Origin of the sequence: Sporosarcina sp. A2 (assembly GCF_050858885.1) — a bacterium.
Classification (GTDB): domain Bacteria; phylum Bacillota; class Bacilli; order Bacillales_A; family Planococcaceae; genus Sporosarcina.
Map to the genome: position 1 here is coordinate 2,508,885 of NZ_CP193898.1, position 15,508 is coordinate 2,524,392.

At 42.6% G+C, this 15,508-nt stretch carries 12 protein-coding genes and 1 riboswitch; of the genes, 7 read left to right on the plus strand and 5 right to left on the minus strand.

Features of this window, described 5'->3' with window-relative positions:
* Positions 1-141: 141 nt before the first annotated feature.
* Positions 142-786: an HAD family hydrolase gene (locus tag ACRPI0_RS12755; RefSeq protein WP_432353058.1), complete on the minus strand. Its 645-nt coding sequence runs from the start codon at positions 784-786 to the stop codon at positions 142-144.
* Between the two features lie 190 nt (positions 787-976).
* Positions 977-1,086: riboswitch (TPP riboswitch) on the plus strand.
* Between the two features lie 129 nt (positions 1,087-1,215).
* Here ACRPI0_RS12755 and ACRPI0_RS12760 point away from each other — a divergent pair.
* The 3 genes from ACRPI0_RS12760 to ACRPI0_RS12770 are packed head-to-tail and all read left to right on the plus strand — an operon-like array spanning position 1,216 to position 3,990.
* Positions 1,216-1,746, plus strand: a complete 531-nt coding sequence (locus ACRPI0_RS12760; RefSeq protein ID WP_432355956.1) for an ECF transporter S component — start codon at positions 1,216-1,218, stop codon at positions 1,744-1,746.
* A gap of 5 nt (positions 1,747-1,751) precedes the next feature.
* A complete protein-coding gene (locus ACRPI0_RS12765; RefSeq protein ID WP_432353060.1) occupies positions 1,752-3,245 on the plus strand; it encodes an ABC transporter ATP-binding protein in 1,494 nt (497 codons plus the stop codon).
* Positions 3,223-3,990, plus strand: a complete 768-nt coding sequence (locus ACRPI0_RS12770; protein WP_432353061.1) for an energy-coupling factor transporter transmembrane component T family protein — start codon at positions 3,223-3,225, stop codon at positions 3,988-3,990. The genes ACRPI0_RS12765 and ACRPI0_RS12770 overlap by 23 nt, the downstream gene beginning before the upstream one ends.
* Positions 3,991-4,293: 303 nt before the next feature.
* On the opposite strand, the gene ACRPI0_RS12775 is transcribed toward ACRPI0_RS12770, so the two are convergent.
* The 4 genes from ACRPI0_RS12775 to ACRPI0_RS12790 all read right to left on the minus strand — a co-directional run bounded on the left by ACRPI0_RS12775 (position 4,294) and on the right by ACRPI0_RS12790 (position 9,634).
* Positions 4,294-5,589 (minus strand): acetyl-CoA hydrolase/transferase family protein, encoded by a 1,296-nt coding sequence (locus tag ACRPI0_RS12775; protein ID WP_432353062.1) that lies wholly within the window; start codon positions 5,587-5,589, stop codon positions 4,294-4,296.
* A 100-nt stretch (positions 5,590-5,689) separates the two neighbouring features.
* A complete protein-coding gene (locus ACRPI0_RS12780) occupies positions 5,690-8,308 on the minus strand; it encodes a YfhO family protein (RefSeq protein WP_432353063.1) in 2,619 nt (872 codons plus the stop codon).
* Positions 8,305-8,685 carry a GtrA family protein gene (locus ACRPI0_RS12785; RefSeq protein WP_432353064.1) on the minus strand — a complete coding sequence of 127 codons (381 nt, stop codon included), beginning with the start codon at positions 8,683-8,685 and terminating at the stop codon, positions 8,305-8,307. Before ACRPI0_RS12785 ends, ACRPI0_RS12780 begins: the two co-directional genes overlap by 4 nt.
* A complete protein-coding gene (locus tag ACRPI0_RS12790) occupies positions 8,663-9,634 on the minus strand; it encodes a glycosyltransferase family 2 protein (protein WP_432355957.1) in 972 nt (323 codons plus the stop codon). The genes ACRPI0_RS12785 and ACRPI0_RS12790 overlap by 23 nt, the downstream gene beginning before the upstream one ends.
* Before the next feature lie 260 nt (positions 9,635-9,894).
* Here ACRPI0_RS12790 and yfkAB point away from each other — a divergent pair, with 260 nt between their 5' ends.
* From yfkAB to ACRPI0_RS12810, 4 genes are all read left to right on the plus strand, one after another.
* The gene (gene yfkAB, locus ACRPI0_RS12795; RefSeq protein ID WP_432353065.1) at positions 9,895-11,007 is read left to right on the plus strand and encodes a radical SAM/CxCxxxxC motif protein YfkAB; all 1,113 of its coding nucleotides are present in this window, start codon (positions 9,895-9,897) and stop codon (positions 11,005-11,007) included.
* 36 nt (positions 11,008-11,043) lie between these two features.
* Positions 11,044-12,405 (plus strand): guanine deaminase, encoded by a 1,362-nt coding sequence (gene guaD / locus ACRPI0_RS12800; RefSeq protein ID WP_432353066.1) that lies wholly within the window; start codon positions 11,044-11,046, stop codon positions 12,403-12,405.
* A gap of 457 nt (positions 12,406-12,862) precedes the next feature.
* Complete coding sequence (locus ACRPI0_RS12805; RefSeq protein WP_432353067.1) at positions 12,863-13,714, plus strand: gluconate 2-dehydrogenase subunit 3 family protein; 852 nt, start codon at positions 12,863-12,865, stop codon at positions 13,712-13,714.
* A gap of 11 nt (positions 13,715-13,725) precedes the next feature.
* On the plus strand, positions 13,726-15,471 hold the full coding sequence (locus ACRPI0_RS12810; protein WP_432353068.1) for a GMC family oxidoreductase: 1,746 nt from the start codon (positions 13,726-13,728) through the stop codon (positions 15,469-15,471).
* Positions 15,472-15,508: the final 37 nt, after the last annotated feature.

Below are 15,508 nucleotides of genomic sequence, written 5' to 3' on the forward strand. Positions count from 1 at the left end.
CTCCCTTCCTTTTATTACGATTGGATATAGTTATAGTTTCAAGGTTCGAAGGATTCTTCGTTCTACAAGTCTCTTTCCCTAAAATCCCCAAAACAAAAGCGTTCCACCCGATTTCGGATAGAACGCTTCTAAATTATTTACTTATCCTTCTAAAAGCTCGTAGTCAAAGTCTGCAAACGACTCCATGAGTTGTCCTTTTTCATGAAATGATAACGATCGAGTCACGTCATTCGGAATGATGAAACAATGTATACCTGCGCTGATTGCTGCGATAGAGCCATTGTAAGAATCCTCAACAGCAATTGCTTCATCCGCAGTAACTCCTAGTCGTTCCAGCGCGACTTTATAGATCGCGGGATTCGGCTTTACTTCTTCCACATCTTCAGCTGAAACAATGATAGGGAAAAATTTTAATAAACCATACTGCTCTAAGAAGCCTTCGATCCATTTACGACCAGAACTACTCGCAACCGCCAATAGGATACCTTGTTCCTTCAGTTTCTCAGCTGTTTCTAGGAACCCATCCCTTAACGCCAATTGCTCTCGAATCGTTTCAAAGCGTGCATTCACTTGCTCATGAAATACAATACGATCCATTGGTACATCCAGTGACTGGTCAATGAAGTCAAACAATGCGCCATCTTTTAATCCTACAACCTTCACGAATTCTTCCAAAGTTAGATTAAATCCGTGTTGCTCTTTAAGTATTTCCTGATAAATATCAAACCATGCGGACTCTGTATCTATAATCGTTCCATCAAAATCGAAAATTACTGCCTTCTTCACAACTGATCCCCATTCCTATACGTACTCTTGCTACTTTCCTCATTATAGAGGCTAAGACTCGTTTGGTCGACCAATACTCTAGAAATCACCTTGTTATCAGAACACTCTCGTGCATCAATGCTTCTGATGTAATTATAGAATGAGTGGTTGCCAGAATATTTTAACTGTTGTATACTCGAGTCACTTACATAACTGACCGTACGGGTGCTTGAGTGAATCAGGCTGAGATAGCAGACGAATCCGCTGCTGACCGCATCTGATCTGGATAATGCCAGCGTAGAGAGCCGTGATCTGAGGATCATTGGGTACCCGGGAACCCACTCCTCGACCGTCTGCGCTTTCAGACGGTCTTTTTTTGTGAGAAAAAAGCAAAATAGGAGTGAACATTCATTGAACAAGCTTAAATTTACTGATGTACTTATTACAATTATGGTTGGTGTGGTATTCGGTATTCTGATGAAGTTTTGGGATGATCTCTATACCGTCGTCAAACCGATGATGCCCGTTGCGCGACAACTTCTCTATGGCATGTGGTTCATGAATGGCGTATTCGCCTTCTTACTTATCCGGAAACCTGGCGTTGCATTGCTTGCAAGTGTTGCAGGTGCTGGCCTATCTGCATTCATGGGACATGGCTTAGAAGTACTAATCTATGGATTCGCACAAGGTCTAGCTGCAGAGCTTCTATTTGCTGCATTCCGATACAAAAAGTTCTCTATGGTAGTCGCAGGTGTAGCTGGCATCATGTCATGTATTGCGAGTTTCGGATTGGACATGTTTTACGGATATGCCGATTTAGAAACTTGGGCATTAGTTGTGAAATACGGACTACGCGTAGTTAGTGCATTCATCTTTACAGGCGTATTCGCTGTACTCATCGTCCGGGCTCTAGAAGCAACAGGTGTTACATCATCTATACGCCCCGTGGCGAAAGAAGAATACTCGCTACTGGACCGGTGATTTGAATGAAAGACGGACGAACCAACCATCAAAACACTGCATTCAGTATTGAGAAACTACGCTTGAAGTTTCCTGGAGAAGATTCATTGATATTCAAAGATCTCTCTATTTCTGTTGAAAAGGGTGAAAAAGTATTACTTCTTGGGCCAAGTGGCTGCGGAAAGTCTACGTTACTTCAAGTCGCAAGTGGCATTGTCCCAAATTCTTTTGAACTACCAATGAAAGCTGAAACACTTAAGCTTCCGAATTCCTGGGGATTCGTTTTCCAGGATCCAGATACTCAGTTTTGTATGCCTTATGTCGACGAAGAACTTGCATTTGTGCTCGAAAACTTAAACGTGCCTCGTGAAGATATGCGGACGCTTATCGATGCTGTACTTCAACGCGTAGGACTTCATATGACAGACATCCACACATCTATTTCGGAACTTTCCCAAGGCATGAAACAGCGGCTAGCTTTAGCCTCCGTGTTGCTAATGGAGCCCGATGTCCTGTTTTTGGATGAACCCTCTGCACTTTTAGATCCTGAGGGTACGAAGCAGATCTGGGACTCTATTCAAGCGGCGACGGCTGAACAAACCGTCGTTATCGTGGAACACAAAATCGAGCAAATTGCAGGGTGGATTGACCGAGTTGTACTATTCAATGACGACGGAGAGATACTAGCAGATGGATTGCCCGAATCAATTTTCAACGATTTTAAAGATGAACTTATCCAGTACGGAATTTGGTATCCCGGGGTGTGGAACGATTACTTGAATTCCGATGCATATCGGACGCTGTCTGAAGAACGTTCACCTTCCACCGCATTGGAAGTTTTGCATGGGGAGTACTTCAATGGATATCGTGGAAAGAAATCTGTTATTCATGTAGCAAATGCATCGATAACTAAAGGTTCGTGGGTGACTATCTTAGGAGAAAACGGATCTGGAAAGAGTTCTTTACTACTTTCATTTATGCAATTGTTGAAAACGTCAGGTACTTTAGAAGTAAATGGAAACCAAATTACGCAGAAGAAACGCCGTAAAGTACTACCTACTGGATTATCTCTTGTCTTCCAAAATCCAGAGCTGCAATTTGTTACGAATTCGATTATCGAAGAGTTGACGATTTCACTACAGGGAATATCGTCCACTGAAAGTACGCAGCATGCCGAAGATATGGTTAAGCTTTTCAACTTACCTGCATCTGAAAACCGTCATCCCTATCAGTTATCGATTGGCCAAAAGCGACGATTGAGCGTTGCGACCGCGCTCACTTCTACAACAGATATTTTACTGTTGGATGAACCTACATTCGGTCAGGATGCGCGAAATACGTTCGCCATTCTAGAGAAGTTAGAAGCTCTACGAACGAATGGGATGACAATCGTTATGGTTACACACGACTTGGAGATTGCTGCTCATTTTGCTACGGACCTATGGAAAGTTGTGGACGGTAGACTCGTTTCATGTACACGACAAGGGGGTGTTAACGATGCCCAATTGGTTTACGCCTGATCGTAAAACGTGGTTATTCGCGGTGAATCCCGCACTTAAGTTTGCTCTATTTGTTTTACTGTTACTGTTCACGCTATTCACTAGAAATTTGCCATTTGTCAGTTGGCTAGCTATCTTGTTTGGGATCTTACTCTATGGATTCAGTGGCTACCCGATTCGGAAATTAGCATTGCTTTCGATACCCCTTGTCATTTCCTTTGCGTCCTCAGCATTTACGATGATGTTGTTCGGTAAAGGAGAAACCGTATTGTGGCAATGGGGCCTCTTTAAAATCTCTGAAGAAAGTGTCCGTCATGGATTGCTACTCGGCACGAAGTCGTTAACATTTGGATTTGTTGGCCTAACTTTCCTGCTCACTGTGCAACCCGTAATATTCTTCTACGCGATGATGCAGCAATTTCGAATGCCTCCCAAGTATGCATACAGTTTCATAGCATCCATTCGCTTGCTGCCTGTTGTCGTTGAAGAAATCCAAGTGCGTAGCAATGCATTGAAAGTGCGAGGAATTACCTTTTCGCGTGGGATGAAAGGATGGGGCGAGCGCATTCAAGCGTACACGGTTCCTCTATTTGCTCAAAGTATACGGCGCGCACAACGAATGGCGATTGCGATGGAATCGAAACAATTCCAGATGGGGGCTATCCGTACTTATTTCTACCCTACTTCTTACAGTCGAATGGATATAGTATTTCTTAGTGTTCTAGCAATAAGTGTTGCCAGTATTGCGATGCTTGCATTTGGATAAGTAATTCTAAAACAGGAGCTCCCGAATAGCGAGGGCTCCTGTTTTTGTTATAGAGTTTTTAGTGATTTAAGTAGAAGGGCTTCGCGGATGCGAAGCTTTCCTTATATAAGTTTAGGTCTTTACGTGCTTGATTGTTCGCGAAATAGTGGTGTATGCGCGTTTGTTTTACTGCGCGGGCCACGTGTTGAGATTTTAGTTTGTGGTTAGGAGCGGTTTTGTAAGTTTATGAGCGCTTTTTCAGGGTTATGAGCGTTTCCCCAAGTTTATGATCACTTTCTCAGGGTTATGAGCGCTTTTCCTGTTTTATGAGCGTTCAACGGTTTCCACAGCGGGTAACATGCCTGCGGCAATTGCTTCGCTTCTTAATTCGTCACGGAATTTTGGATGTGCGATCGCGATTAGCGCTTCAGCACGTTCGCGTAGTGATTTACCATGCAACTTAGCAATTCCGTATTCTGTAACAATGCAATCCACTTCGTTTTTAGACGTGGTCACCACAGATCCTGGTTCGAGATTCACTTTAATGCGAGACATGGAATCGTTCTTTAGTGTCGAGTACAAACAAATGAATCCTTTTCCATTTTTCGCTAGCTGCACGCCTCTAGCAAAATCAGCTTGTCCCCCAGTGGATGAATAATAATTTCCTCCAATAGTCTCAGATGCACATTGTCCATACAAATCGACTTCAGTTGTCGCATTAATTGACACGATGTTGTCTTCTTTTGCAATCTCGTATGGATCATTCACCGCACTCACCGACAAGAATTCCACTTCTGTATTGTTGTGTAAGAAATCATACAAACGCTGTGTACCGTAAGCAAATGTCGTAATAATTTTCCCGGGATACGTGTTTTTCTTCGTACCCGTCAATGCTCCTGAAGCTACCAAGTCAACGACACCGTCGGTAAGCATTTCAGTATGAATACCAAGGTTACGGTGATTTTTCAGCATACTCATGACAGCGTTCGGTACAGCACCAATACCAACTTGCAACGTATCCCCGTTTTGAATTTCAGACGTAATGTAACTTGCAATCTTTTTATCCTTCTGACTAATGACCGGGCACTTCTCTTCAGTAAGAAACGCATCGTGCTCAACATATCCAGCAATTTCGTTCATGTGTATTTGGTTCTTTCCAAAAGTCCGTGGCATATGCTGATTTACTTCTAGGACGAACGGAATCTTGCCGATGAATTCTGACACATAATCCGCCTGTGTTCCTAATGAAAAGTATCCATTTTCATCCGGCAAAGATGCAACCGCCATGACAACAGGAAGTTTTAGCGTATCTCGCAGTAGACGCGGAACTTCGTTAAATACATTTGGAACTAAATCGATCGTACCATTATGAAAGGCTTTTCGTGTTGCACCACTCAAGAAATACGACTTGTGTGACAAGTGACCTTTCATTTCCCCACGAATGTACGCACGTTCACGTAGTACCAACATTTGATGAACAGTTACGTGATCCAATTGTTCATAGTTCGCTTCTAAAATATCGAGCAACAAATGGGGTTCTCCATTTGCGATAGGAATAATAATATCTGTGCCAGGTTTCAATAACGTCAATAACTCTTGGTCATTCAATAACTTCGTCATGAGTACACTAACAACTCCAGTCCATATAATACTTTAATCATACAGGAGACTGAGCGCTCGCTCAACAAAACTACGCGCTTAATGAAACAATCCTCCCGTATTATTTTACAGAAGGATTGGAACGTCTAACCCATCGCAACCAACTTAACGAACTAATAATTGCAACAAGAGAAACAACTAGAGAAGGCAAGAAGTATGGTGGTCGATATGTCAGTTCAATTGTATTTGTGCCTGGTTCAATCGGTAATCCAGTAAAGGCATAATTCGCCTTTAAGACAGCTACTTTTTTGTCATTCACTTTCGCCGACCAACCTTTTTCAAAAGGAATTGGCATGACAGCTAGCTGATCTGCATTCGCATTGTTCAGTTGTACGTGCGCATGTCCGCCCTTCCACACCACTTCAGGAGCAGAAGTTTGAGCACTCTTCTTTTTCGCATCTAGAAGCGTTGCATAGTCTTCCGCGTAGAACTCCAAATCCTTTAACGAATACGTTCCTTCGGGTACGCGTATCCGGATGACTTCCTCAGATGGCACCCGGATGGTCAAGTCATTGACGCGAGTTCGATAAATCGAATCGGTGCGTTTTCGAGTTGTTTTATAGTCATTCACTTTTAGATGGAAGCCTATATCTGCAGTAGAACGTTTTAAGTTAAATGAAACATAGGTATCTTCTTTCAGTAGATGAACGTCAGAAACCTTTAAATCGATCCCACCATCTTTACCTGTCACAACGAGCTTTTTATTCTCATAGCTAGCTCGCACAGGTTGTATGGTCACCTTATCCATTAAGTTCGCAGCAGAAGGTACTGAAGAAGAGGGTTCATCCCAATCTTCCAAGACCACTCCACTCAACATCGCGTGTTCTCGCGCAATCGCGGGGCTCTCTTTTAATTGGTCTTCCGTAAAAACAGTATCCGTAGTTCGTACAAATGGGAGACGATGCTCGTTTTCAAACGCCGTGAATTCTGCATTACGTGAAACTTCTTTAAATCCATAAGGAACCGGATTACCTTTTGTAGAACGTACTGCATAATCACCATTGAGTAAGCTGTACAAATTTGCACGTCCACCCAGCCCTGCATAACGGCTGACACTTTCTCGCCCCATGTCAATCGACAAATTGTCCAAGTAAAAGTGCAATACGTGCTGATTCAAGATGCTGGAATAACTACTCATCCCGAGGAAGTTTTGTACAATCGGTGTGTTATTTCGTGTACCTATCATCCAATCAATCCTCGCAAGTGGATCTGACTCAATTGCCGTCAGCTCAGTCACTAATTCTCTGGACGCGTCTCCGTTATAAGCATCACTCGTAAAGAAGGTCTTCGGGATGCCTTGTCCATGCACTTGGTCTATATTAGGATGATTCCCCGTCAACTTCTCCTCTTGAAACAAATTCACCGTCACTAAACAGGATGCAATGATGCCAATCCACAACGCAATGTCCCAGTGTTTAAACTGACGAACTGTCGCAAGGATGGCAAGTACACCAGTAATCAGGGCCAGCACGACTAAACTATCCGAATACAGACTCGGCTTTCCTTCTAAATTCATTTTGGAAAACAAGAAATAGAGGGCAATCATTCCAAGTACAGCGATGCTTACTTCTTTTAAGCGAATCTCTTTCCAATTTTGTAACGTGATCGCAACCAAACCACCTGCGACGAGCATTATTATGTGCTCCCAGCGGTATTGAGGCGCTGACAGACCGTTAAACATACTCCCTACTGCAGGACTCGCGTGCAATACCGCTAATACAACGGTCATGAGCGCAAACAATCGATACACTCGATTTTTATATAACGAGAATAGGAGCAAACTAATTATCGCGAAAGCCGGCAACACGACCAACTTCCCATCAGATAAAATATTCTCAGTCATGTCAAACAGCGGAATGTCCCCTTCAAACGGTGGCCGAAAATTATTTAGATATCCGTAGACAGCTGGTATGAAAAACGGTGCACTCAGTGCAGCACCTAGCAAACCACCTACAAGGAATTGTACTATTTGCTGCGTCTTTTTCAATTCGACTTTTGCGATGGGAAGGAACCACCGAAAAGCTATGTAAATAAAAGTTAATAAGAAATTTATATACGCAAAGTAGAAGTTGTCGATCATACTGATCGTTACTGCAACGATAAACCATCCTGGTTTTCCATAACGCATAATTCGCTCTACAGCTATAAGCAGAATCGGTAAGAAAAGCATGGCATCCGAAAAGAACTCCCAATAGGTTACATGACGGAAGTACAAAATACTTACGCTATATATAACGGAAGCGATATAGGCAAAACGAGTTTTCACCCCAATGAATCGAAAAAAATGGGTTGTAATCAGTAAAATTAACGTGAGTCGAATGATGCTCACAAAAACGGTCACGTCTGCCCAGTACTGAATGTTCGGAAACGCTATAATCTTTGTCCATTCTAAAATAGCCGTAATGGCTACAGTTATTAAAAACACTATAGACGTCGAAAAATAATAGCCCAGTTGTGAAAAAATACCGCCACCTAACCCAAATCGTTCCGAGTAGAAAAAGTTCCCATCCCGGATAGCTTCGTACAAAAAGTGTTTAAACGGTATCATCTGTGACAACCCATCATTTGGCCCGACGACATAGCGACCTTCCGTCCATTCTGACAGCATAAATGCATGTGCCCCTACGGCTGTTACTACACTCAGAAGGACAAGTACAATCCAAGATTTCGTCTTCATCATGTAGACTTCAGCACCTTTCCTGTTACAACGAACGTTACAGGTACTGTAATGATTAAAGCTGCAAGTGGTGCTATCGTGCTATTCACATTCAATCCATCTACTAATAGATAAAGAAGAATGGCTGTCACTACGACATTAACGAGCTGCGTAATTGGATACATTACAAACTTCTTTAACGTAGGTTTTACTTTGTATGTGAAGTAACTGTTCAAGAAAAATGAAATGATCATACTCAAGACGACTGCGCTGAAATGCGAAATCATATAGGCCAGTCCGAGACCTTTTAGCCCGAGTAGGTAAAACGCATAATAGATAGCTGTATTGATGACGCCTACGATGGCGAATGTAATGAATTCACGAACTTCGAATTTTGGCATGAGAGACTGGTTTTCCTTTCACCTCGGCGCTAGTGCGTCGAACAAGATAATGGGGTCGCTTTTTGGTTTCATTATAAATGCGTCCTACGTATTCTCCAATAATACCAAGGGAAAGCAACTGAACACCTCCTAGAAAGAGGACCGCTGAAATGGTCGTGAAATACCCGGGTACATCTACACCATTTTTTGCGATATCGATCAGTGTAATGACTATATAGGAAATGGCTAAAAACATACTTAGCAAGCCTGTATAAAAGCATAAGCGCAACGGTTTCGTATTGAACGAAACGACCCCATCGACTGCATAGTTAAGTAGTTGTTTAAAGGACCATTTCGTTTCGCCATGCTGACGTGTGACATTATCATAGCAAATCGTCTTCTGCTCTAGTCCAATCCATGAATAGAGGCCTTTTGAGAATCGATTGCCTTCACTCAACTGAAGCAACGAATCGACAGCGCGGCGACTCAACAAGCGGAAATCTCCTTCTCCATCATGCAACTCAACATCTATAGTTTTGTTGACACCCCAGTAATAGGCACGCGATAACAGTGAACGAATCGTGGAGTCACCTTTACGATTCCGCTTAGCAATGACTTGGTCATATCCTTCTTCATATCCTCTAATAAGTTGTGGGATTAAGTCTGGTGGATGTTGCAAATCAGCATCCATTAAAATTACCGCGTCTCCTTTTGCGTATTCAAGACCGGCTAAAATCGCAGCTTCTTTACCGAAGTTACGTGTAAACGATACATATTCTACTTCAGGATAATCAATGACCGCTCCACGGATCTCATCCATTGTCCGGTCGCTACTTCCATCATCTACAAATAACACTTCATATTGGATTTTGCTTGACGACATGGTCTCGGTGAGAGCATTCATCATGTTATGGATATTTCCTTCTTCATTATATGAAGGGATAACAAATGAGAGAAACAAGTGGTTCAATTTGCGCACCAGCTTTCTAGTTTTGTACCATGTATACTCTCTCTAATACCCGTTTTCTCTCAAAATATCACATTTAGTAATTGTGTAATTGTTTTGAATGGTTTCATTGTTGCACAATCTCTACCTTATGATGTAGTGTGAATCGCCTGTATCTCCTCTTTGAATTTTCTAGTAGTTCTGCGAATTCCAGCCGTTATTGCAACACCCATGGATTCAGCGCATACTTATCTACGATTATTGAATAGACAGGAGTTTTACAGATGATTTCAACTATCGAAAAAATCGCCCAAGATCCTTGGGAAGCTTATTTAGACGTGGATGAACACGGGCAACAAGTTCTATCCAGTATTGAATTCACAACTACGTACTTATGCAATATGCGCTGTGAACATTGTGCGGTCGGCTATATGCTGCAGCCGAAAGATCCAGATGCGCTTCCAATCGACCTACTGATTCAACGACTTGAAGAAATCCCACATTTACGAACCATTAGTTTAACAGGTGGAGAGCCCATGTTTTCCAAGCGTTCCGTTGAACGATACGTTCTCCCCTTACTGAAATATGCACATGAGCGTGGAGTTCGGACGCAAATGAATTCCAATCTGACGATGCCGCTTGAGCGCTACGAACAGATCGCTCCTTATCTCGATGTTCTTCATATTTCCCACAACTGGGGAACCGTTGAAGATTTCGCTGAAGGTGGATTTGCCAATATGGAACGCATGCCATCATTTGAAAGGCGCGCAGAGCAATTCCAAAGAATGATTGAAAACAGCCGTGCATTGGCGGATTTAGGAGTGATGGTCTCTGCGGAAACTATGTTGAATCGTAGAACACTTCCCCACCTTCAAAAAATTCATGAACAAGTCGTCCATGAAATGAAGTGCACAAGACATGAAATCCATCCGATGTACCCAAGCGATTTCGCTTCATCATTAGAAGTTCTATCCTTGGATGAAACGCGTTCGGCAATAAAAGAGATCCTCCAATTCCGTAATCCTTCCACTTGGATGCTGTTTGGAACGTTACCTTTCTATCCTTGCAGTCCGACCTCAGCGGATCAGGAGCTCTTGGCTCAACTTAAGGCGAGTACTAATGTATCCGTACGAAATGATCCAGATGGTCGTTCTCGTTTAAACGTTAATATCTTCACTGGTGATGTAATTGTGACTGATTTCGGAGATGTGCCACCACTGGGGAATATTCAACAGGACACCCTACCGGAAATGTATGACGCGTGGCAACAGCACCCACTTGCAAAATCTGTTAGCTGTCACTGCCCTGCTGTTCGTTGTCTTGGCCCTAATTTACTTGTTAAAAATGCGTATTATAAGAATATTGACTTTACAAATAGGAAAGCCGTACTGCTATAATAGGCTCTATCAACCAGATGAGGGGATATGAATTTAATGTATACTAACGTTTTCTTAGCAACTGCTTTTTCAAGTAAGTCACCGAAAGAGGTAGTCGTTTTGAAAGACTGCCTCTTCTGTATTGATGAACAGGGAATAATCGATCGCATCGTGGAACCTGACCATGCTGATTATGAACGCATTCTAGACGAGTATGTGCATACGCATGCTTTCCGAAAAATCGATGAAGGTTCCTATTTACTTCCAGGTTTTATCGACTTACACGTTCACGCTTCTCAGTGGGCGCAGGCAGGAACTGCACTTGATATCCCGTTACATGAATGGTTAAGTACGTATACGTTTCCTTCTGAAGCGAAATTTGCAGATTTAGAGTATGCCAAAGTTGTCTATGAAGATGTAGTACAAACACTAATAGCAAACGGTACGACAACAGCACTTTACTTTGCTACGGTTCATAAGGAAGCTAGTGTGTTGCTTGCCGAAATTTGTGCAGAGCGTGGACAACGTGGTCTAGTCGGAAAAGTGGTCATGGATTTAGCGCAGGAGTGCCCGGATTTTTATCGAGATAAAGACACTGAAACTGCATTGCGAGACACTGAAGAATTCATCTTAAAAATAAAAGAAATTGCTAAAACAACAAAACAAGGCGTCTATCCAGTAGTAACGCCTCGCTTCATCCCTACTTGTACAGATGAAGTGCTCGAAGGTCTAGGTGCACTTGCAGCTAAACATGATACACATATTCAGTCTCACTGCAGTGAAAGCGACTGGGCACACCAACATGTGCAAGAACGCTTTGGTAAAAACGACGCTCAAGCTCTACATGATTTTGGTTTGTTGCAAGATAAGTCTGTAATGGCGCATTGTAATTTTCTCTCTGACGACGATGCGAAGTTGTTTGCTGAAACTGGAAGTGCTGTTGCCCACTGTCCGGTGTCAAACGCGTACTTTGCGAATAGCGTAATTCCAATTAAGCGTTTTGCTGGAATGGGTGTCGATATTGGACTTGGTTCTGATATTTCAGGCGGCTTTTCACCAAGCTTGTATGACAATTCCCGTCAAGCGGTGATGTCTTCTCGCATGTTAGAAGATGGAGTAGATCCTAGTAAGTCTGCTGAGCTCCGTGGTGTTAACGACTCACGAATCACGATTGCAGAAGCCTTTTACTTCGTTACTGCAGGTGGAGGTGCAAGCTTAAGTCTTCCTATCGGACGCTTGGAAGAAGGCTACGCTTGGGACGTCCAACGTATCGATACGACCGTTCCGACTGCCAAACTTCCATTGTTTGACGTAAACGAACCATTACTAGATATCTTCCAGAAAATGATGTATTTAGTGCGCCCTGAGAATATTCGTGAAGTTTGGGTCCAAGGTGAACTTGTTCATTCACGTGGATAATTGACTAGTAATATCAGGCCACTTATCTAGTAGATAAGTGGCCTGATTATGTTTTAGTAAATCTAAGTTTGGGATTTTTCTGATTGTTAATGCTTGAACGCCTATTTATAAAAGATACTATTCTTTATCAAGAAAAACTTGTTTCTAAATTGTTCATAAGTATAAGTTTTACAAGTTTTATCCAATTAAAGAAGCGTTACACCTATTTTATAGGCCATTTGAATAATTTGTTTCGTTTTCCGAGATATTCGAATTCAGAAGGGTTATACTAAGTTGCTGTAGATTTTCATGTACCATGCACTTTCTTAAAAGTCTCTATTTTGATTGTTGATTTTATTCGATTGTTCTTATTTTTTCTTTCATATTGAATCACGATTTATACCTCTTATCACTTATGAACTTTTATAGGAGTAAAATGCGGTCTATCTACAAGCCAAACAAAAAGGAGGAGTACACTATGTCTGAAACGCAAGATCCTAAAAATGCACAAGGCAAAAAAGGGATGAGCCGTCGTAACTTCATGAAAAACACTGGATTGCTTGCCGGTGGTTTAGTTGGTGGTGGTTTGTTCGGTGGTTTAATCACTAATCAGATGAACAAAAAGCCTGCAAACGACAAGAAACCTGCCAAATCCGATAACAAGGACATGGAAGCTCGTACATTCTTCAGTAAAAGTGATGATTTCGAAACACTTTCTGCTGCAACGGAGCGCCTTTTCCCTGAAGACAAGCTAGGTCCAGGAGCTATTGGACTTGGAGTTCCTTACTTCATCGATCGTCAGCTTGCTGGTGAATGGGGCTCTAACGCAAAGGAATACATGAAAGGGCCTTTCCCGCAAAATCAGGAAGCTGCCTATTATGAGAATATGAGCACGGATCAGAGTAAATCAGGTCCGAACGCTGTCACTCAAGTATCTGCACCAACTCCTAGATACCAAACTCGTATGAACCGTGGAGAAGTCTTTAGAGAAGGCATCAAGACTCTTCAGGACACTGCAACTTCTAAATACAAGGACAAAAAGTTCTTTGAACTTGAAGGCGAACAAATGGATGAAATCCTAACTCAGTTGCAAGACGGTAAAATCCCTATGAACGGGATTCACTCAACCGCTTTCTTCAACCTTTTGTTACAAACGACAATTGAAGGCGCATATGCCGATCCAGTTTACGGTGGAAATCGCGATATGGCCGGTTGGAAGATGAAAGAATTCCCAGGACCACGTATGGGTTACCTAGGACAGATTGAAGACGAAGAATTTGCAGTAATGAAGCAGGAGAGCCTACGCGATTACCAAGAAATGTGGGGCTAGGAGGAAACTAAATGGCTAAAAAGTTAGAAAAAGTAGACGTTGTTGTTGTCGGTAGTGGTTGGGCTGGCGGAATTGTTTCCGCAGAGGCTGCTAAAGCTGGACATAAAGTAGTAACACTCGAGCGAGGAAAACCTGTTGAGCGTCAAGATTACGTTGGTGTAAAAGACGAACTCCGTTTCTCAGATCGCTATGAAATGATGCAAAACTTAGCACCTGAAACAATCACATCACGAAACACGATGGACGAAGAAGCGTTACCTGTTCGTACTCGTAAAGAAATGATGGCGGGAACTGACTTAGGTGGCGGTAGTGTCCACTGGGCTGGTGCAACATATCGTTGGAGACCAATCGATTTCGAAATTCGTTCAAAAACTGTTGAACGGTATGGCGAAAAGAAAATCCCTGAAGGTATGATTATTCGTGACTGGGGCATTTCGTATGACGAAATGGAACCTTATTACGATAAATTCGAAAAAACAGCTGGAATATCAGGAGAAGTGGATCCACTAGGCGATAAGCGTTCAAGCGATTATCCAAACCCTCCAATGAAAGAATCCCCTGCGATTCGTTTGTTTAAAGATACAACTAAAAAAATGGGATACCACCCTTACCAAGTTGCTTCTGCTAACCTATCACGCTCTTACAAGAATCCAGACGGTGAAACGATTGCGCAATGTATGTTCTGTTCATTCTGTACAGAATATGGCTGTGACTTCGGAGCGAAGTCAGATCCACTCGTTACTGTAATTCCAACAGCAGTTAAAACAGGTAACTGTGAAATTCGTACAAATTCACTAGTTCGCCGCGTCTTGCACGAAAACGGCAAAGCAACAGGTGTTATGTATGTAGACTTACGTACTGGTATTGAGTATATTCAGCCTGCTGATGTCGTTGTACTTGGAGCATTCTCGTTTACAAACAACCGTCTGTTAATGCTTTCTAAAATTGGTGAGCAATATGATCCTGCAACCCGTAAAGGCGTTATCGGTCGTAACTTCAATGGACAATTCAACATTACATTCTTAGGTGCACGTGGTTTCTTCGACGAGAAGAAATTCAACTTATTCATGGGTGCTGGTGCACTCGGTGGTACGATGAGTGACTTTGCCGGTGATAACTTCGATCACACGGATCTTGACTTCATCAACGGTGGTGGAATCGAATTGCGTCAATACGGACATGGTCCGATTGCGACGAACAGTGTTCCTAAAGGCACGAAGAACTGGGGTCCTGAGTTCAAGGAGAAATCGGTTCATTACACAAACCGTAGCTTAGTCGCTTGGTATACACCAGCGGTCATGTCATGGTGGCACAACTATACGTCACTCGATCCAACGTACACGGATGAGTTTGGCGATCCATTGCTACGAATCACGAACAAATATACAGACCATGATAAAGCTATGGCTAAATTCGGTATTGAAAAATGTACTGAAATCATGGAAAAAATGGGTGCAGATATTGTTGATGCTGACGAAATCCCTGAAGAGTTCGACCACATCTATGATGGCGGTCACTACGCAGGTGGTGTAAGTATGGGTGAAGATCCAGAAACATCAGCAATTAATAACTACTTGCAAATGTGGGATATGGAGAACTTATTCGTCGTTGGCGGATCTGCATTCCCTCAATTCGGTGGTCACCACCCTACTGCAACAATCGGTGCACTTTCGTACCGTGCTTCAGAAGGAGTTATCAAGTACTTGAAAGAACCTGCTCTTCTAACACAACCGAAAAAAGAAGGCGCAAAAGCTTAATTCGATACAATATATAAGGGCTGTCCAGCAAGTCAGT